The sequence below is a fragment of the Niveispirillum sp. CC-CTL257 genome (assembly GCF_059489915.1).
In genome coordinates this window covers 654,842-674,688 of sequence record NZ_JCAJXE010000003.1, presented here as the reverse complement: position 1 = coordinate 674,688, position 19,847 = coordinate 654,842, and the positions used below count along the sequence as shown (strand labels likewise).

13 protein-coding genes and 1 tRNA gene are annotated in these 19,847 nt (G+C 62.9%); 8 read left to right on the top strand and 6 right to left on the bottom strand.

Going from position 1 to position 19,847, the window contains the following annotated elements:
• The first annotated feature begins 291 nt into the window (after nt 1-291).
• Entirely contained in the window at nt 292-3,789 is a 3,498-nt protein-coding gene (locus ABC729_RS19710; RefSeq protein WP_495609309.1) for an indolepyruvate ferredoxin oxidoreductase family protein, read from the top strand.
• Between the two features lie 126 nt (nt 3,790-3,915).
• The gene (locus ABC729_RS19705; protein WP_495609308.1) at nt 3,916-4,701 is read left to right on the top strand and encodes an acid phosphatase; all 786 of its coding nucleotides are present in this window, start codon (nt 3,916-3,918) and stop codon (nt 4,699-4,701) included.
• A 55-nt stretch (nt 4,702-4,756) separates the two neighbouring features.
• Here ABC729_RS19705 and ABC729_RS19700 read toward each other — a convergent pair whose 3' ends face one another.
• Nucleotides 4,757-8,032, bottom strand: coding sequence for a ligand-binding sensor domain-containing diguanylate cyclase (locus ABC729_RS19700; protein WP_495609307.1), 3,276 nt, complete (start codon nt 8,030-8,032; stop codon nt 4,757-4,759).
• Nucleotides 8,033-8,562: 530 nt separating this feature from the next.
• Here ABC729_RS19700 and ABC729_RS19695 point away from each other — a divergent pair.
• Together ABC729_RS19695 and ABC729_RS19690 are read left to right on the top strand one after the other, a co-directional pair.
• The gene (locus tag ABC729_RS19695; RefSeq protein ID WP_495609306.1) at nt 8,563-9,981 is read left to right on the top strand and encodes a M20/M25/M40 family metallo-hydrolase; all 1,419 of its coding nucleotides are present in this window, start codon (nt 8,563-8,565) and stop codon (nt 9,979-9,981) included.
• Between the two features lie 133 nt (nt 9,982-10,114).
• Entirely contained in the window at nt 10,115-10,537 is a 423-nt protein-coding gene (locus tag ABC729_RS19690; protein ID WP_495609305.1) for a CoA-binding protein, read from the top strand.
• Here the strand turns inward: ABC729_RS19690 and ABC729_RS19685 are convergent.
• The 5 genes from ABC729_RS19685 to ABC729_RS19665 all read right to left on the bottom strand — a co-directional run bounded on the left by ABC729_RS19685 (nt 10,528) and on the right by ABC729_RS19665 (nt 14,743).
• Entirely contained in the window at nt 10,528-11,430 is a 903-nt protein-coding gene (locus tag ABC729_RS19685) for a 2-dehydropantoate 2-reductase (RefSeq protein WP_495609304.1), read from the bottom strand. The genes ABC729_RS19690 and ABC729_RS19685 overlap by 10 nt on opposite strands.
• 4 nt (nt 11,431-11,434) lie before the next feature.
• Nucleotides 11,435-11,860 (bottom strand): hypothetical protein, encoded by a 426-nt coding sequence (locus ABC729_RS19680; RefSeq protein WP_495609303.1) that lies wholly within the window; start codon nt 11,858-11,860, stop codon nt 11,435-11,437.
• Nucleotides 11,861-11,874: 14 nt separating this feature from the next.
• On the bottom strand, nt 11,875-12,648 hold the full coding sequence (locus tag ABC729_RS19675; RefSeq protein WP_495609302.1) for an ABC transporter permease: 774 nt from the start codon (nt 12,646-12,648) through the stop codon (nt 11,875-11,877).
• 184 nt (nt 12,649-12,832) lie between these two features.
• Nucleotides 12,833-14,242, bottom strand: a complete 1,410-nt coding sequence (gene glnA, locus ABC729_RS19670) for a type I glutamate--ammonia ligase (RefSeq protein WP_495609301.1) — start codon at nt 14,240-14,242, stop codon at nt 12,833-12,835.
• Nucleotides 14,243-14,404: 162 nt separating this feature from the next.
• Nucleotides 14,405-14,743, bottom strand: a complete 339-nt coding sequence (locus ABC729_RS19665) for a P-II family nitrogen regulator (RefSeq protein WP_416575147.1) — start codon at nt 14,741-14,743, stop codon at nt 14,405-14,407.
• Nucleotides 14,744-15,079: 336 nt separating this feature from the next.
• Here ABC729_RS19665 and ABC729_RS19660 point away from each other — a divergent pair.
• From ABC729_RS19660 to ABC729_RS19645, 4 genes are all read left to right on the top strand, one after another.
• Nucleotides 15,080-15,155 (top strand) — tRNA-His (locus ABC729_RS19660).
• Nucleotides 15,156-15,275: 120 nt separating this feature from the next.
• Nucleotides 15,276-16,742: an NAD(P)H-hydrate dehydratase gene (locus ABC729_RS19655; protein ID WP_495609300.1), complete on the top strand. Its 1,467-nt coding sequence runs from the start codon at nt 15,276-15,278 to the stop codon at nt 16,740-16,742.
• Between the two features lie 332 nt (nt 16,743-17,074).
• A complete protein-coding gene (locus ABC729_RS19650) occupies nt 17,075-17,344 on the top strand; it encodes a hypothetical protein (protein WP_495609299.1) in 270 nt (89 codons plus the stop codon).
• Nucleotides 17,345-17,476: 132 nt separating this feature from the next.
• Nucleotides 17,477-19,834: a thiamine pyrophosphate-binding protein gene (locus ABC729_RS19645; RefSeq protein WP_495609298.1), complete on the top strand. Its 2,358-nt coding sequence runs from the start codon at nt 17,477-17,479 to the stop codon at nt 19,832-19,834.
• Nucleotides 19,835-19,847: the final 13 nt, after the last annotated feature.

Genomic DNA, 19,847 nt, shown 5'->3' with positions numbered 1-19,847 from the left:
GGTTAACAGCCTGTTCGATTCCCATGGCCGAAAGCATAGATCGGAGGGACTGATCCGTGCCTTTGCGTTAACCGCGAATCGGGCTTTGTCTGACGCAATGCGATGCCGCATTGCAGCAGTAATAATGCGCCTGAAACCCGCGAAATCCATGCACGAATCCACCCGTCAAAGCACCGAATTCAGATCGAAAATAAGTCAGTAGCATTGACCTATTTTCCCGGTTACGGTCTGCACAGGACAGGGTCAATAATCGGGCTTAATCTAACGGTCCGATAGGGGAGGGTATTAAGAATGGCCAACGCCGCCCGCACGCTTGCGACCGTCGCACTCGACGATAAATACACCCTCCAGCAGGGCCGGGCCTTCATGACCGGTACCCAGGCGCTGGTGCGTCTGCCCATGCTGCAACGACAGCGGGATCAGGCGGCAGGCCTGAAGACGGCGGGTTTTATCTCCGGCTATCGCGGCTCGCCGCTGGGTGCCTATGATCAGGCGCTGTGGCAAGCCCGGAAGTTCCTGGTCAAGGGCGATATCCATTTTCAGCCCGGTGTGAACGAAGAACTGGGCGCTACCGCCGTGTGGGGCAGCCAGCAGGTGAACCTGTGGCAGGGTGCCAAGGTCGATGGCGTGTTCGGCATCTGGTACGGCAAGGGACCGGGCGTGGACCGGTCCATCGACGCCATCAAGCACGCAAATTTCGCGGGCACAAGCCGGCATGGGGGCGTCCTGGCCTTTGCCGGTGACGACCATAGCTGCAAATCCTCTACCCTGCCGCACCAGTCGGATCAGGCCTTCATCCATGCCTTCATGCCGACCATCAACCCGGCGGGCGTACAGGAATTCCTGGATCTGGGGCTGATCGGCTTTGCCCTGTCGCGCTATTCCGGTGCCTGGGTGGGCTTCACCTGTATCGCCGACACGATCGATACCACGGCCATCGTCGATATCGACCCAGCCCGCATCATCATTCAGGAGCCGACCGATTTTGAACTGCCGCCCGGTGGGCTGAATATCCGGCTGCACGACACGCCGTTGATTCAGGAAGCGCGCATGATCGATTGGAAGCTGGACGCCGCCCGTGCGTTCGCGCGCGCCAACCGGTTGGACAAGGTGGTGTTCGGGCATACTGCCCCGCGCCTGGGTCTGGTCACTATCGGCAAGTCGTACCTGGATGTGCGCCAAGCCCTGGACGAGCTGGAAATCAGCGAGGATATGGCGCGGGAATGGGGCCTGGGTATCTATAAGGTCGCCATGGCCTGGCCCCTGGAGCCGCAGGGCATGCGCGCCTTTGCCCAGACCACCGAAGAATTGCTGGTGGTGGAGGAAAAGCGCTCCGTCCTGGAAAGCCAGATCAAGGAGCAGCTATTCCATTGGGATCGCCGCCCGCGCGTGCTGGGCAAGACCGACCATACGGGCAAGCCGCTGTTCACGGAGAAGGCGGAACTGAACCCCGTGGATATTGCCCGCGTTTTGGCCGGGCGTATCCTGTCTTTCGGCCCGAACGACTACGTGTCGGAGCGGTTGGCCCGTATGGAGCACCGGGTGCGGCAGAACACGCCGTCATCGACCACGGTGCGTACACCCTTCTTCTGCTCTGGCTGTCCGCACAATACCTCCACCCGCCTGCCCGATGGCAGCCGGGGCCTAGCCGGCATCGGTTGCCACTACATGGTGACCTGGATGGGCCGCAACACGGAAGTGTTCAGCCAGATGGGCGGCGAAGGGGTGCAGTGGATCGGGCAGTCGCCGTTTTCCGGTGAAGAGCATGTCTTCGCCAATCTGGGAGATGGCACCTATTTCCATTCCGGCCTGCTGGCGGTGCGTGCCGCCGTGTCGGCCAAGGTCAACATGACCTACAAGATCCTTTATAACGACGCCGTCGCCATGACAGGTGGGCAACCGGTGGACGGCACCCTGTCGGTGTATGACATCGCCCAGCAGCTGGACGCCGAGGGCGTCAAGCGCATCGTGGTGGTCAGCGACGGGCCGGAAAAGTATGGCCTGGGCCGGGGCCTGCCGCATGGCACCAAGATTTTCCACCGCGACGAACTGGATCAGGTACAGCGCGACCTGCGCCAGGAAAAGGGCGTCACGGTCATTATCTATGAACAGACCTGTGCCGCCGAAAAGCGCCGTCGCCGCAAGCGCAATAAGTATCCCGATCCCGCAAAGCGCGTGGTGATCAACGAGCTGGTCTGCGAAGGCTGCGGCGACTGCTCTGCCAAATCCTCTTGCCTGTCCGTGGTGCCGGTAGAGACGGAGTTCGGGCGCAAGCGGCAGATTGACCAGTCTTCCTGCAACAAGGATTTCAGCTGCCTGAAGGGCTTCTGCCCCAGCTTCGTGACGGTCGAAGGCGGGAGCCTGAAGAAGCCGAAGCCGGCGGCGGCCAAGGGTGATGATTGGGGTGCGCTGTCGGAACCGGTGATTCAGACCCTGGAAAAGCCCTGGAACATCCTGGTCACGGGCATTGGTGGCACTGGCGTGGTTACCATCGGGGCCATCCTGGGCATGGCCACCCACCTGGAAGGCCGTGGCTTTACGGCCATGGACATGGCCGGTTTGGCGCAGAAGGGCGGATCGGTGACCAGCCATCTGCGCATTGCCGAACGGCCCGGCGACATCCACGCCAACCGCATCGTGGCGGGTGGGGCCGATCTGGTCCTGGCCTGCGACATTGTGGTGGCGGCCAATGCCGACGCCCTGTCCAAGATGGCACCGGGCCGCACCCGTGCGGTGGTGAATACGGCTGAGACGATGACGGCGGCCTTCATCGGCAATGCCGATGCAACCGTACCGTCGGGCAGCCTGACCCGCACCATTGCGTCGGGCGTGGGTGGGGCAGATGCCGTCTCCGCTATTGACGCGCAGAAGATCGCTACGGCCCTGTGCGGGGACAGCATCGCCACCAACATGTTCATGCTGGGCTATGCCTATCAGCAGGGGCTGGTCCCCACCTCGGCCACCGCGATTGAAAAGGCGATCGAGCTGAACGGGGCGGCGGTGAAGATGAACACCGATGCTTTCCGCTGGGGCCGCCGCGCTGCCATCGATCTGGGCCGTGTTGTTGATGCCGCTATTCCGAAGCAGGAAAAGGCGGGTGCGTTTGGCCATCGTCGTGCGTCGGAAACACTGGCGGAGATGGTGGAACGCCGTGTCGCCTACCTGACCGACTATCAGGATGCCGCCTATGCCGGTCGCTACAAGGCCGTGGTGGACCGGGTGCAGGCCGTTGAGGCCGAGCGCACGCCCGGTCGTGACGCCCTGTCCCGCGCGGTCGCCCGCTACCTGTTCAAGCTGATGTCCTATAAGGACGAATATGAGGTGGCGCGCCTTTACAGCGATGGCCGGTTCCAGGCGCAGGTGGCGAGCCAGTTTGAGGGCGACTACAAGCTGAAATTCCATCTGGCCCCGCCGGCTACGTCCCCGCGTGATCCGGTGACCGGCCATCTGAAGAAGCAGGAATTTGGCCCCGCCATGATGCTGGGCTTCAAGATGCTGGCTAAGATGAAAGGCCTGCGCGGTGGCAGCCTGGACATTTTCGGCCGCAACCCGGAACGCGTGATGGAGCGGCAGCTGATCACGGACTATATCGCGGTGGTGGAGGAGTTGCTGGCCGGCCTGTCGCCCGCCAACACACATCTGGCCGTGGATATCGCCAGCATTCCGGAAAAAATCCGTGGCTTTGGTCATGTGAAGGAAGAACACCTGCACAAGGCCAAGGCGGAGGAAGCGGAGCTGTTGGGCCGTTGGCGTCGTCCGGTGTCGCCGGTCAGTGCGGCGGCGGAGTGAGAAGCGGTACTGTCGCGGGTTGGGTGATCCCCAGCCTGCGCCAGTGCTGTTCTCGCGGCTGATTTCCCTACCCCGACGGTGCCGTCATGATGATATCGTCGGCGCGGTGGATGGTCAGTCGGGGATATGATGATGATGCGCAAGGGTTTTATCGCGGCCGGGTTCGCCTGTGCCCTGATCGCGGCGATACCGTCGGTCGGCGCGCGGGAGGGTGCCCCTTCCTATATGAAGGAAGGCGATATTGACTTGCTGTCGGTGTTGCCAGCCGCCCCCAAGGAGAGCGACGCACGGGCCGAGGCCGACCGCGCCATTTTCCGCGCCACGCGCAAGCTGGAAAACACCCCTCGCTGGACACTGGCAATGGGCGATATCAGCGAGCAGCCGGCGGACATGTATCGGGGTTATGCCTGTTCCATGGGCCGGGACCTGACTGAGGCCATAGTGCCTAGGCTGACCCATCTTCTGGAAACAGCGGCGGACGGTGCGTCGGACGCCAACCGGGCCGTGAAGAAGAAGTTTCAGCGGCAGCGGCCCTTCAAATATGATGACGGTCCCACCTGTCAGTCCAAGATTGAGGTGATGAGCTTTGACTACCCGTCAGGTCACACCACGCATGGCTGGACCTGGGCGCTGATTCTGGCGGAGTTGATGCCGGAACGGGCGTCGGCCATTCTGGCCCGTGGCCGCGCCTATGGGGAAAGCCGCATTGTCTGCGGTGTCCACAATGCCAGTGCGGTGGAGGCGGGGCGCCTGTCGGCCACACTTTCCTTGACGCGCATGCGTTCGTCCCCTGCCTTCCAGGCGGATATGGTCGCCGCGAAGGCGGAACTATCCGCCCTTGCCGCCGGCACCACACCGGATGCGGCCCGGTGCCAGGCCGAGGCAGAGACACTGGCGACGCCTGTTCTTTAAGGGAAATCCTGGCCGGTGGGGAAGCGGCCCGCGACGATAGATTTTCCGCAGCCTGCTAGTCCCCGCCCGCCCGTTCCACGCGGTTCCGCCCGCCCTGCTTGGCGGCATAAAGCGCGTAGTCGGCGCGGGCGTACAGCCCGTCGAAATCTTCCCCCGGACGCAGCTCGGCGATGCCCAGGCTGGCAGTCACACGGATCATCCGACCATCGGCGACGACCTCGCCCTGTTCAATGGCCTGACGCAGCCGTTCGGCCAGCGGCACCGCGCCCGTGATGTTGGTGTGCGGCATCAACAGGGCGAATTCCTCTCCCCCGATACGGCCGATCAGGTCGGTGCCGCGCATGTGGCCCGCCAACAGCTTGCCGGCCATGGCCAAGGCCGCATCACCGCCCGGATGACCATAAGTGTCGTTGACCCGCTTGAACTCATCCAGATCCAGCACCGCCAGTGACAAGGGGGTGCCATGTCGTTGCGCCAGATCGATCGTCTGGCCGGCGCGTTCCATGAAGTGACGGCGGTTGGCGCAGCCGGTCAGCGGATCGGTCATGACCAGCTGTTCCAGCATTTCATTGGCGGACCGCAGATCGGCCGTGCGGTCGGCGATCTGCTGTTCCAACTCCGTCTGTTTCTGCCGCAGATAGGCGGTACGCCAGCCCACCAGACCTGCCACGCCAGCCATCAGGGCCAGCAGCGCCAGCAAGCGTACCCAAATAAGCTGATACCAGGCCGGCAGGACACGGATGGTCAGGGCCAGGGTCTGATCGGTCCAAAGGCCCTCACGGTTGCTGCCGCGCAGTTGCAGCGTATAGGTACCGGGCGACAGGTTGGCATAGACAGCCAGCCGGCGGCTGGCGTCGGTCGTAATCCAGTCGCGGTCATAGCCTTCCAGACGGTAGGCATAGAGGTTGCGTTCCGGCGACGTATAGTCGAGCGCTGCGAACTCCACCGCCAGACTGTTGGCTTCCGGCGTGATCATGACCGGCGGCGCCTGTGTTGCGGGATGGTTGAAGGGGGCGACCGGCAAAGGCGTACCGCCGACGCGCAGATCGGTGACGACGATGGGCGGGCGGAACCGCCAGGGGGGCAAGGTGCCAGGCCTTGTCACCGTGATCCCGCCCTTGGCACCGAACAGGCCTTCGCCTTGCAGGCTGGTAGCCCCCGCCCCCACGAAATAGTCCACCAGCGGCGCGCCATCGGCCCGGCGCACGGGGCGGACCTTCATGGCGACCGGATCGACCAGGGCCAGACCATCATCGGTGCCGGCCCAGATCATGCCGGCCCCGTCCATCTGCAAACTGTCGACATTGGCATGGGGCAAGCCGTCGGCAGTGCCCAGACGGCGGAAACGGGGCTGCCCGTCAGCATCGCGCCCCGTCATCATGGCCAGCCCGCCGCCAAAAGTGCCGACCCATAGCTGCCCCTGCTGATCAAACAGCAGACAGGACACGTAGCGTGCCGGCAATCCCGAGGGGTCGGTGGGCGCGGCGGGGATCAGGCTGGTCGTGCGGGCGGCAAGGTTGACAAGGACTAGCCCGTTGCGGGTGCCGACCCAGAGATCATCCCCTTTACCGCGCCGTATGATCATCACACCCGGATCCGGTAATTGCAGATTGTCGGAGCGTCCCAGCACCAGGGTGCCCGCGGTATCACCGCCACCGGGAACGATGCCCCAGATGCCATCATCCTCCCCGCCGATCCATAGCACCCCGCTCTCGAATGACAGGGTGGTCACCGCCGCGTGGCGATTGCGGCCGGGGATTTGGGCCAGACGCAAATCCTTTCGTCCCGGTTCTCGGATGTAGAGGCCTCGCCGGGTCGCGAAATAGATGCGGCCTTCCGCATCCTCCGCGATGGCGAACATGGCATCCTGGGGCAGGCCGGTTTCGGGATTGTCCTGTTCCGGCGTGATGGTTTCAATCAGCCCCTTGACCGGATCAATCAGATCCGCGCCTCCGGTCAGGTAACCCAGCCAGAACCGCCCATCGCGCGTTGGACGCACGACGGAGACATCACTGCCACGTGGGGCGTGCGGACGCATGGTGGCGCCGAAAATGGTGGAGACGACGCCGCTGTCGAAAGGCCGGTAGGAGAGGCCCCCTGTTGTGCCGACCCAGACCGACCCGGCATCGTCGCGCAGCAGGGACCAGACATCGTCATGAACCAGACTGTTGGGCAAGGTGCGATCATGGCGGATGGGGCGTATATCCATGCTGCGCAGATCAACCGCCCAGATGCCGCCGCCGCGCAACCCCACCCAGAGTTCATCAGGCCGGACAAGGCACAGGGATGATACGCCCCGTGCCGGTCCGACCATGCTGCCGGCATCGACAGGGCGTGGCGCGCGGTCGCCAGGGGCGAGGATGAACAGGCCGCCGCGCCTTGTACCGATCCACAACCGCCCCTGTTCATCACGTAACAATGTGGAGACGCCGCCAGTTTCGCCCTGCATGGGGAACGCGGTGAAGGTGCGGCCGCCGTCCAGGCTGCGCGCAAGCCCCTGGGCGTTGCCCACCCACAGCGTGCCGCCGTCATCGTAAAGCAGGGAGAGGACGCGTCCGGCCGGCAGCCCGATGCCGGTCGCCCGGTCCCCCGTCAGATGGCTGATTTCACCGCTCTGTCCGTTCAGGTGATGCAGCCCCAGATCGGTGCCGATCCACAGGCCGCCACTGCCATCATTGGCCAAAGCGCCGATATGGGTACGCTGGCCGGGTGGTTTCAGGGGGATGGGTACGAACTGGTCCGTGGCGCCATCAAAGCGCGACAGGCCACCCGCGGAGCCGCCGACCCACAGACGCCCGCCCGCATCGACGAACAGCCGTTGTATCCAATCGTCCGGCAGGCTGCCCGGGCGTGAAGGGTCAGCGCGGTAGCTGTGAAATCTGTACCCGTCCCAACGCGCCAGCCCGCCCTGGGTGCCGATCCAGATAAATCCCTGGCGATCCTGCACCAGAGTCGTGGGCACAATATGGGGCAGGCCCTGATATCGGCCATAATTCTGAAAGACTGTATCGGCCAGCGCATCCCAGCGTTCCGCCCGCGCTGGCCAGGATGAAAGGGAAAGGACAAGGCAGTTAAAGAGTAAGCAAAGGAACCAGCAGAGGCTGTCCCGGCTTCTCTTCAAGGGTCCGCATGAATTCAAGATACGGCGGTCCTTCCCAACATCACAGAAGCGATGATAGCAGAAGTAACGGCCAAATCCATTGTGCCTTCCGGTTCCGTCAGCCTTTTCAGGGGGCTGAGGTTTCAGGAATTGACATACAATGGAATGTGAAATCTGGACGGTGTGTGATCCAGTCTTGGCGTGCTGCCGTGCCCATTTCCGCACAGGCATCGGCGGCGTGTCGGCATGGTGAGAGGCTCAAGATCAAAAAAAAGAAAACCCCCGTAGCTGGATGCGCCTACGGGGGTCTTCTCAATTCCGAAACTACAAGGACCTATGTCAAAGCGTAGTTTCGGGATGGGTGCTGCGATATATCAAGTAATCGCCAAATTATGCTGCGGTGGGGTCATGTTTCTACACACCCTCCCAGGCTACGGAGCGCAGTCGATCGCCGATTCTATTCGGCCGCCCACTGCGTAGGGGGCGTCTGTACCATCAAAATCACCCTCCGTGTCTTTGTTACGATTTGATGGTGCGCCTGTTGCGCATGGGCGTCAAGCGTTTTTGTGGGGTACCTTCGTACCCTATCCCAAAGGTCACGACAGGGCGGAACCTGCACGGGCGAGCTGTTACGCCATCAATGGTGGCGTCGCCGATTGTACCTGTAACAAATCCCTTGTTTCCCCAAGGGTATGCTGGGTTACCCTTCTGAGCATCCGGGGTGCTTGCCATCCCCGCCGTCCGTCGAAGGAGCCTGTGCCTTGAAGCGTTTCGGTTTGTTGCTGGCCGCCGGTGTGGCGTTGCTGGCCCTGGGGCAGACGGCGTTTGCCGCCGATGCCAATGTCTTCACCGCCGCCACCCTGAAGGCCAATAGCGAGATCCAGGCCAAGGCCCTGGCCGGCTCTGGCGCCTATGGGTTTGTCGAATCATTGACGGTGCGGGTCGGCCCGCGTCTGGCGGGGTCGCCCGCCGCCAAACTGTCGCATCAATGGGCAGAAGCGCGGTTCAAGGAACTGGGCCTGAGCAATATCAAGGTGGAGCCCTTCACCGTCGACGGTTGGGAACGCGGGATCGAGGATGTGTCGATCATCGCCCCTGTTGCCCATCATCTGCATGTGGCGGCGCTGGGCCATTCCGTGACGACCCCACCGGAAGGCATCACGGCCCCAATCGTGCGGTTCGATACGCTGGAAGACCTGGAAGCCGCACCCGAAGGCAGCCTGAAGGGCAAGATCGCCTTTGTGGACAAGAAGATGAACCGCCTGCAGGATGGCGGCGGCTATGGTGAAGCCGTCGGCGTGCGCGGCAAGGGGCCGGAGGCAGCGGCGCGTAAGGGCGCGGTCGGTCTGCTGATCCGGTCCATCGGTACCGACAGCCACCGTTTTCCGCATACCGGTATCACCCGCTATGCCGAGGGGGTGACGGCCATCCCCGCCGGTGCCCTGTCCAACCCGGACGCCGATCAGTTGAACCGCGTGCTGGCGCTGGGGCAGCCGGTCTCGGTGAAGATGGTTCTTTCCAGTCAGGCCATGGGTCCCCTGTCGGATGCCAATGTGATGGCGGAGATCAAGGGCCGTGAACTGCCCGACGAGATCGTGGTGATCGGCGCGCATCTGGACAGCTGGGATCTGGGTACCGGCGCGCTGGATGACGGGGCCGGCGTTGGCATTGTGCTGGCGGCGGCCAAGATCATCAAATCTATGCCGCAGGCCCCGCGCCGCACCATCCGCTTCGTCCTGTTCGGGGCGGAGGAGGTGGGGCTGATCGGTGCCTACGCCTATGCCAAGCAGCATGCTGCCGAACTGCCCAAGCATCAGGCCGGTACGGAAGCGGATTTCGGGGCCGGTCCCGTCATCACCTTCAATGCCAACTTCCGGCCAGAAGCAAAGCCCGTGGCTGACGCCATCGGAAAGGCACTGGCCCCGCTGGGCATTGTGCCGGGACGCGGGTCCAGCCATGGCGGGCCCGATATCGGTCCGCTGGCGGCACAGGGCGTGCCGACGGGTGGCTTGGGCCTGGATGGAACCGACTATTTCGATTACCACCACACGGCTGATGACACGCTGGACAAGGTCGACCCAAAGAAGCTGGACCAGGCCACGGCGGCCTTTGCCAGCTTTGCCTGGCTGGCGGCGGAAGCGCCGATGGCCCTGGGTCCTGTGCCGAAGAAGGCGGAATGATTTTGGCTCACCCGCTGGAGGGGCTGGCTTAGGTGCCCGTGACATGGGCGACCTGATCGGGTTGCCCATGGAATGGATCAGTCATCGCCGCAGCCAACCGGCTTCAGAAGCCTTACCTCATGGAGCCGAACCGATGAACCATGATCATTACCCCGACGTCCTGATCCGCCATGTCCTGGATAGTGCCCGCATCATTGCGGTGGTGGGCGCGACGGCGGATCCGGCCAAGCCCAGCTTTTACGTGATGAAGTATCTGCACGATCGCGGTCACCGGGTGATCCCGGTGAACCCCGCGCTGGCGGGGCGCACCGTGCTGGGGCAGACCGCTTATGCCAGTCTGGCCGACCTGCCGGAACGGCCCGACATGGTGGATATCTTCCGTCGGGCGGATGCGGCGGGAGAGGTGGCCGTGGACGCGGCCCAACGCGGCATCCCCTTCATCTGGATGCAACTGGGCATTCGCAATGATGCGGCGGCAGCCAGGGCAGAAGCGCTGGGCAGCACCGTGATCATGGACCGCTGCCCGATGATCGAGGTGCCGCGCCTTTACCGTTGACCCTGTTCCGCTGATATGGCGGCCAGGATGAGGTCATGGACGGTCTGATTGACAGGTGTCGGAATACCATGGGCCGCACCACGCCTGATGATGACGCCGTTGCGGGCACCCAGTTCCATGGGTCGCCCAGCCATCCGGTCGGCCAGCAGGGAATTGATCCCCGCCGGTGCCGCCGCGCGGCAGGCATCCATCACCTGATCCACCGTATTGTCGTCCAGCTTCGCCCCTTCGGCGCGGGCGACGGCGACGCATTCAGCTACCAGGGCGCGCATCACAGGCTCTGCCCCCGCATGATGGACGATGCCCGCCGGTTGGCGCAGCAGGGCCGAGACAGCACCGGCGGCATTCAGGCAGAGTTTGCGCCAGACAACGCTGGTGAAATCGGCATCTGCCGTTACGGTGATGCTGGTGCCATCGAACAGGGTGATGAAGTCGGCACTGTCCGGCCCGTCGGGCACAACCATGATCCCCGATGCACGTTGCAGGACGCGGCCTGGCCCCAGGCGTTCGGCGGGAATGTCAAGCATCACGGGCAGGATATGGGTCGGATCGACATGGGCCGCGAAGTTCGCCACATGCTCCACCCCGTTCTGCAATACGGCCAGCCGCGTGTCAGGCCCCATCAGGGTGGGCAGCCAGGTGCGGGCGATGGTGGCGCTGTCATAGGCCTTGGTGGTGGCAATCACCCAATCGACGGGGCGGGCCTGGGCCGGATTGGAATAAAGGGTTGGTGTGGCGACGACGGTGCCATCCGGCCCCTGGACCTCCAGGCTGTTGAACCCACCGCTGCGCAGGCACAGGTTTACATCCAGACCGCCACGGGCCGATAGGCGGGCTGCAATAACGGTGCCGATGGCACCCGCCCCGACAATCGCGATACGTGGCATGGACATGGCTTCAGGTCCTGTAAAACAACGCCCAGACGGCCAGGGAAACCGCCCCGAACAGGAAGGCCAGCATATAGGTCTTCACCGGCACGGGCACCTTCTCATCCTGGCCAGCGGGGCCGCGGCCTTTGCCAGCGCTTTTGCCCTTGCCTTTAGCGGGTTGAGTTTTGGGTTTCGCGCGTTCGCTGCCGGCGACAACCGTCGGCTTGGGACGGTCGCCCTTGCGCGGGTCGTGCAGTTCGATCAGGCGCCAGTCGAAATCAGCCAGGGCCTCATCGCTGACGAAATCAACCTGGATCAGTCGGACGGGGCCGGTGCCATGCAGGTTCACGGCATTGCGGAATTCCATCTTGCCCTGACCCAGATCATCGACCAGGGAAAGGGTTTCCCATTTCGCCCCTTTGGGCCGCTGAATCGCGTATTTCCGTTCCGCCACGTGATGCCCCAACCCTACTCGCCCGCCTGCAACAGCGCGCCGCGCAGCCGCGCATTGCGGAACGCCCGCAGGAAATATAGGGAAGCCAGCCCCAGATATAAAAGATTAAGAATGACGGCCAGCCCCAGCATCCGCCATTCCATCGTTCCATGGAACAGGACGGCGCGCATCCCCTCGAACACATGGGTTGATGGCAGGGCCATGGAGAAATACTGCACCGCCGGCGGCAGGGAAGAGAGTGGGTAATAGACGGCGGAGAAGGGGGCCAGCACGAACACCGCCATCCAGCACAGCGACTCCGCTCCCAGCCCATGGCGCAGGATGATGCCGGTCGTCAGCAGGCCGACCGCCACGCCCAGCATCATCAGATTGGCGAAGAATCCAGCCAGCGGCAGGCCCAGGTCGAAGATGGAGATGTCGAAGAAGATAAGGGCCAGCACGGCCGGTGGTGCTACGCCGAGAATGACGCGGATGAACCCCATCACCACCAGCGACACCACCCATTCCCAGGGGCGCAGCGGGCTGACGAACAGGTTGCCCAGGTTGCGGGACCATAGTTCCTCCAGGAAGGTGATGCTCATCCCGATCTGGGTGCGGACCAGCACTTCCCACAACAGCACGGCGGAGATCAGCACGCCGGCGGCACCCGCCAGCGCTGATGTCTGACCACGCAAAAACTGCGACATGAACCCCCAGACCAGCAGCTGTACCGTGGGCCAGTAGCAAAGTTCCAGCACACGCGGCCAGCTTTGCCGGATCAGGAACCAGTTGCGCATCACCATGCCCATGATGCGCCGGGGCGATCCGCCCAGGAGGCCAGGGGCGGAAAGGGCTTGATCGGGAAGGGTGGTCGGGTTCTGCATTGCGGACGGGAGAGTAGCGCACCGTCCGGAAATGCGAAACCCCCGCCGGTTGCCCGGCGGGGGTCTGCTGAGCGTCGCTGAGTGCCGGCCCGTTACCGAGCCGAACGCATCAGACGCTGTAGTACATCTTGTATTCGATCGGGTGCGGCGAGGTTTCGAACGCCAGCACTTCTTCCATCTTCAGTTCAATGAAGCTGTCGATCATGTCGTCGGTGAAGACGTCGCCCTTCTTCAGGAAGTCACGGTCGGCATTCAGGCTTTCCAGGGCTTCGCGCAGCGAGCGGCAAACCGTCGGGATTTCCTTCAGTTCTTCCGGCGGCAGATCGTACAGGTTCTTATCCATGGCTTCGCCCGGATGGATCTTGTTCTGGATACCATCCAGACCGGCCATCAGCATGGCGGCAAAGGCCAGGTAGGGGTTCGCGCCCGGATCGGGGAAGCGGACCTCGACGCGCTTGCCCTTCGGGCTCGACACGTGCGGGATACGGCAGGAGGCCGAACGGTTACGGCTGGAATAGGCCAGCAGCACCGGCGCCTCATAGCCCGGGACCAGACGCTTGTAGCTGTTGGTCAGCGGGTTGGTGAAGGCGTTCAGGGCGCGGGCATGCTTGATGATGCCGCCGATATAGAACAGGGCGGTTTCCGACAGGTCGGCATACTGGTTGCCGGCGAACAGCGGCTTGCCGTCCTTCCAGATCGACTGGTGGCAGTGCATGCCCGAACCATTGTCGCCGAACACCGGCTTCGGCATGAAGGTCGCGGTCTTGCCGTACTGATGGGCCACATTGTGGACCACATACTTGAACAGCTGCATGCCGTCGGCCATCTTGACCAGCGTGCCGAACTTCACGCCCAGCTCATGCTGCGAAGCGGCCACTTCGTGGTGGTGCTTCTCCACCTCGACGCCCATTTCCGCCAGAACGGTCAGCATCTCGGCGCGCAGATCCTGTGCGCTGTCGACCGGACCCACCGGGAAATAGCCGCCCTTGACGGCTGGACGATGACCCAGGTTGCCGCCTTCGTAGGAACGGCCCGAATTGTACGGACCTTCTTCACTGTCGAACTCGTACATGACCTTGTTCATCGAGACTTCGAACTTGACGTCGTCGAACACGAAGAACTCAGCTTCCGGACCGAAATAGGCGGTGTCGCCGATGCCGGCCGAGGCCATGTATCGCTCAGCGGCCTTGGCGATGGAGCGCGGGTCGCGGCTGTAGGGCTGACGGGTGGACGGCTCCAGCACGTCGCATAGAACGGTCAGCAGCGGCTGGGCCGAGAACGGGTCCATGACGGCCGTCGACAGGTCCGGCAGCAGGGTCATGTCGGACTCGTTGATCGCCTTCCAGCCGGCGATGGACGAACCGTCGAACATGACGCCGTCGGTCAGCAGATCTTCATCGACGGTGCAGATATGCTGGGAAACGTGGTGAACCTTCCCCTTGATGTCGGTGAAGCGGAAATCGACATACTTGACGTCGTTTTCCTTGATCAGGTCGAAGAACGTGGCCAAATCAGACATAGCCTCTGCTTCCGTGGTTTGAGGTTTGTCGTGGAAGGAACCGGTCCCGGGCTTGGGGGGCCGCCGGTTGGTGGCGTTACTCCATCCAAGGACCATTTGAAAGAAAATTCTGTACCCTGGTTTCGGGTGCTTCGGATGTTGCCGAGATGCCCGAAAAAAACGTCAGATGGCGTCGGGGCCGCGTTCGCCGGTGCGGATGCGGATAACCTCTTCCACCGGGGTCACAAAGATCTTGCCGTCGCCGATGCGGCCCGTATGGGCGGCCTGCTGGATCGCCTCGACGGCGCGCTCCACCAGACTGTCATCCATGACGACCTCAATCTTCACCTTGGGCAGGAAGTCGACGACATATTCGGCCCCCCGGTAGAGTTCGGTATGGCCCTTCTGGCGGCCAAAGCCCTTGGCTTCGGTCACGGTGATGCCCTTGATCCCCACTTCGTGGAGGGCTTCCTTCACCTCATCCAGCTTGAAGGGCTTGATGATCGCTTCAATCTTCTTCATCGCGTCCCGCAGCTCCAAATTTCGGCATCGGTCGTGCTGATACCTGCTTGACCGGCGCGGCCATACTATAAGCATACCCCATGCCAGTTCGGACGGGCATGGGATCGCTGGTATTTGACCATGTTTTTACGAGAACTGATTAATTTATAAGCGGATATGTGATTATTTTTTAACCATCAGGCAAAAAATCTGCGCATTAACCAAGCGAAGCGCCCGGTTCGGTGGCAGAATGATGCTTCTTTACAGGGCTTGTTCGAAGCAAGGCGGGCTTGCGATTTTTTGTGAAAGGAATGCTTGACGCCCTGGGGCTGTTGTTGCATAAGGCGGCCTCCGGCGGCGGTGGTAGCTCAGTTGGTAGAGCTCTCGGTTGTGGTCCGAGTGGTCGCGGGTTCGAGTCCCGTCCATCGCCCCATTCTCCGCTTGCGGAGAAACTGGAAAAAAGGCTGCCTGCGGGCGGCCTTTTTCATTTCCGGGCCTTTGCCGCTCTGGCGCAGAATAGTTCCATGCATTCTCCCAAGGTGGAAGACAGGGCATGGCGCAGGAAATCCTGACCGTAGCACAGATGTATGCGGCCGACCGCGCCGCCATGCAGGCCGGCATTCCCGGCCCCCTGCTGATGGAACGCGCGGGCGTGGCTGTGGCGCGTGAGGCCATTATTCTGTGTGGCGGGCGGCCCCGGCCTGTCGTGGTCCTGTGCGGTCCCGGCAATAATGGGGGCGATGGGTTCGTGGCGGCCCGGCATCTGTCCGCCGCCGGCTGGCCGGTTCAAATCGGGCTGTTGGGTGACCGTTCGGCGCTGCGCGGCGATGCGGCCTGGGCGGCGGAAACCTGGACGGGGGCGGTTGAGACGGCAACGCCGGATCTGCTGTCCGGTGCCGGCCTGGTGATCGATGCGATGTTCGGGGCCGGCTTGAACCGTCCATTGGACGGTCAGGCAGGGGCGCTGGCACAAGCAATGGCGGGGCAGGGCGCACCGGTCCTGGCCGTGGATGTGCCCAGCGGCATCAATGGCGATGATGGGGTGATTCTGGGTGCGGCACCGGTCGCAGACGTCACCGTCAGCTTCTTCCGGCCCAAACCCGCCCATTACCTTTATCCGGCACGCGGCCATGTTGGGCGGCTGGCCATTGCCGATATTGGCATCCCGGACACGGTTCTGACCGGTATCCGTCCGACCATCGAGGCTAATCACCCAATTCTGTGGCGGTCACAATTCCCCAGACCCTCTGTCACCGGACACAAGTATCAGCGCGGCCATGCCCTGTTACTGGGCGGGACGGTGATGACGGGGGCGGCACGGCTGTCGGCGCGCGCCGCTCTGCGCATGGGTGGCGGGCTGGTGACGCTGGCTTGTGAGCCGGCGGCGCAACTGGTCTACAGCCTGTCCATGCCCAGCCTGATTGTGCAGCCCATTGCAGATGCGGGCGGCTTTGCGGAACTGCTGGCCGATCCGCGCCGCAATGCGGTTCTGCTGGGGCCGGGTGCCGGGACGGGGCCGCTGTTGCACGTCGCCGTGCTGGCCAGCCTGCGCGCCGGGAAGGCGGGCGTGCTTGATGCCGATGTTTTCAGCAGTTTTGCGGGTGACCTTCCGACACTCCGTCAGGCCGGCCTCAATCACCGTTGGGTGCTGACCCCGCATGAGGGGGAGTTCGTGCGGCTGTTCGGCACGTTGCCCGGTTCCCGCCTGGACCGTGTGCGTCGTGCGGCGGCGGAGTCGGGGGCGGTGATCCTGCTGAAAGGACCGGATACAGTGATCGCCCATCCCGATGGGCGGGTTCGTATCAACCACAATGCCCCGCCCGATCTGGCTACCGCCGGCAGCGGTGATGTGCTGGCGGGTTTGATCCTGGCTTTGCTGGCGCAGGGAATGGACCCGTTCGATGCCGCCAGCGCCGGTGCCTGGCTGCATGGGGCGGCTGGCCTTTATTGCGGCCGGGGCCTGATCGCGGAAGATCTGACAGAGGCGATGCCTGCTGTTCTACGACAGAATAATCTTTGAAAATCAGACCGGTAATGTTGTTGCCGTCAGCAAGGGAAGGCTGTGGGGCGTCTCCTGAGTTTCGCGTTGGCAACGTCTACGGTTAATTTTGCCGCCCAGTATAGCCAGAATGATGTCCTATCCGCGCCGTAATATGATGATGAAGTTTCGTTGATTTGCCTAAAATCCCGGACAATTCCTGGGAACATAGTCGCAAAATTCTGTGACATCTTATTGCGCCCTTAAAATGAATGCGTTAATTTCCATATGCCGGAAAGGCGGTACCACTTTTGGGAAACGGACAGCCAGCAGCAGGCTTAAGTCCGAGGCGAACCGAAATGGGGGGCGTTGCGATGAGCGTTTCGTTGTTCAAGCGTTCCAAACCAATGGCGGCGCCTGTTCCGGGTGCCGTCTATCAGCGGGTGATTTTTAACACGGTGGAAACAGCCCGCGTATTGTCTGTAACACAGGACGGTTTTCCGCTGCCCCATGTGCGCTATGTGGCGCGCAATGACGTGGTGGATGGCCCAGACCCGCACGGCCTGCGCCGCGACAAGGGGGCGGTGCGCACCCTGACCGTTGATAGTTTCACGCGGCTGTTCGGCAGTCCATGTGCAGGCTGATCGTTTCACCTGAGACGAGTTTGCTGATATAAACGCGGGCGGGTCTTCCGTCGGCGCTTTTCCTTTTGGCCGGCTTTTGCCGGGCGGGTGGCGGCGGGCGGCCAGATGCCTTCTGCCAGGGACACGTCCACCATGCCCGATATCCGCCCCGCCGCCCCCGGTGCCGCCCGCGATGACCGCCGTCTGGCGCATCTGCGCGCGCTGGAGAAGAAGGCGCTATGGCTGTCCACCTGGATGATCCACAACGCCAACCATCTGCGTCCGTCGCGCGACGGGTTGAAGGTGGGTGGGCATCAGGCGTCCAGCGCCTCGATGGTCAGCCTGATGACGGCTTTGTTCTTCGATGTGCTGCGCCCGCAGGACCGGGTTGCGGTGAAGCCCCATGCCAGCCCCGTCTTCCACGCCATCCACTATCTGATGGGCCGTCAGACGCGGGAGAAGATGGAACGGTTCCGGGCTTTGGGTGGCGCCCAATCCTACCCGTCGCGCACCAAGGACACGGACGATGTGGATTTCTCCACCGGTTCCGTCGGCCTGGGCGTGGCGGTCACGGCCTTTGCCAGCATGGTGCAGGATTATGTGCGCCTGAAGGGCCTGTCGGATCAGCCGGAAGGCCGCATGGTGGCGCTGGTCGGCGATGCCGAAATGGACGAGGGCAATGTCTTCGAGGCCATGCTGGAGGGCTGGAAGCATGACCTGCGTAATGCCTGGTGGATCATTGATTATAACCGGCAGAGCCTCGATAGCGTTGTTTCCGACAAGCTGTGGGAGCCGATCACCGGCATGTTCCGGTCGCTCGACTGGAATGTGGTGATCATGAAATATGGCCGCCTGCTGGAGGCGGCGTTCAGGGAACCGGGCGGTGAGGCGCTGCGCCATTGGATCGACACCTGTCCGAACCAGCTCTATGCCGCCCTGTGCTTCAAGGGTGGGGCGGCATGGCGTGAGGCGCTGATCCGCGATCTGGGCACGACCAGCGGCATCCGGGGGCTGCTGGACAGTCATGATGATGCGATGCTGGCGCGGTTGATGACCAATCTGGCGGGCCATGATCTGCCCACGATCCTGGATACATTCCATGCCGCCGCCAACGACCCGGATGCCGAACGCCCGGCCTGTTTCGTGGCCTATACGGTGAAGGGCATGGGGCTGCCGTTCCAGGGGCACAAGGATAATCATTCCGGCCTGATGAACCTGGACCAGATGGCGGCCTTCAAGGCGCAATGCGGCATCAGCGATGGCCAGGAATGGGAACCGTTTGCGGGCCTGGATGTGGATATTGACGACCTGAAGCGCTTCCTGGCGGAGGAGGTGCCCTTCACCTTCACCCCAACACGTCGCCTGTCCGCTGGGTTTGTACCGATACCGGAACGATTGGACGTTTCGATCACGGAACGGATGAGTACACAGGAAGGGTTTGGCAAGGTCCTGGCCGAACTGGCCAAGGGTGATACAGAACTGGCGTCACGCATCGTTACAACCAGTCCCGATGTCACCGTATCGACCAATCTGGGCGCGTGGGTCAACCGGCGGGGCCTGTTTGACCGGCATGAGCGGCACGACACCTTCAAGGAACAGAAGGTGGTGTCAGCGCAACGCTGGCAGGGCGATCCGCAGGGCCAGCATATCGAACTGGGGATCGCCGAACATAATCTGTTCCTGATGCTGGCGGCCCTGGGCCTCAGCCATGATCTGTTCGGCGCCCGCCTGCTGCCGGTGGGTACGCTTTATGATCCGTTCGTGATGCGCGGGCTGGATGCTTTCAACTACGCGCTTTACCAGGATTCGCGCTTCATGCTGGTGGCCACCCCCAGCGGCGTGACCTTGGCGCCTGAGGGCGGGGCGCATCAATCCATCGCCACGCCGCTGATCGGTATGGGCCTCCCGAAGCTGTCCAGCTTCGAACCTGCCTATGTCGATGAACTGACCGCCATCATGCGTTGGGGCTTTGAGCATATGCAGAAGCCCGACGGCGGCAGCCTCTATCTGCGCCTGTCCACGCGCACCCTGGAGCAGCCGTCCCGGACGCTGGACCACGTTGCGGTCGTCGATGGCGGCTATTGGCTGCGCCCGCCGGCTCCCGATGCCGACCTCAGCCTTATCTATATGGGCGCCCTGGCACCTGAAGCGCTCGCCGCACATGCGCAGCTGCTGGAGGATGTGCCGGGGGCAGGTCTGCTGGCTATCACTTCGGCGGACCGACTGTATCAGGGCTGGATGGCGGCCCGGCGGGCACGGCAGGCGGGGCAGGGGGCTGTTGCGCCGGTGGAACGGTTGTTGTCGGCGCTTTCGGCGACGGCACGGCTGGTCACCATCACCGATGGTCACCCGTCCGCCCTGTCCTGGCTGGGCGGGGTGAAGGGGCATAAGGTGGCAGCGTTGGGGGTGGAGACGTTCGGTCAATCAGGCGACCTGCCCGACCTTTACGCTGCTCTGCGCCTGGATGCTGACGCCATTGTCGACGCCGCTGCGCGGGTGCTGCTGGAATAGCCGGAGCACCTTT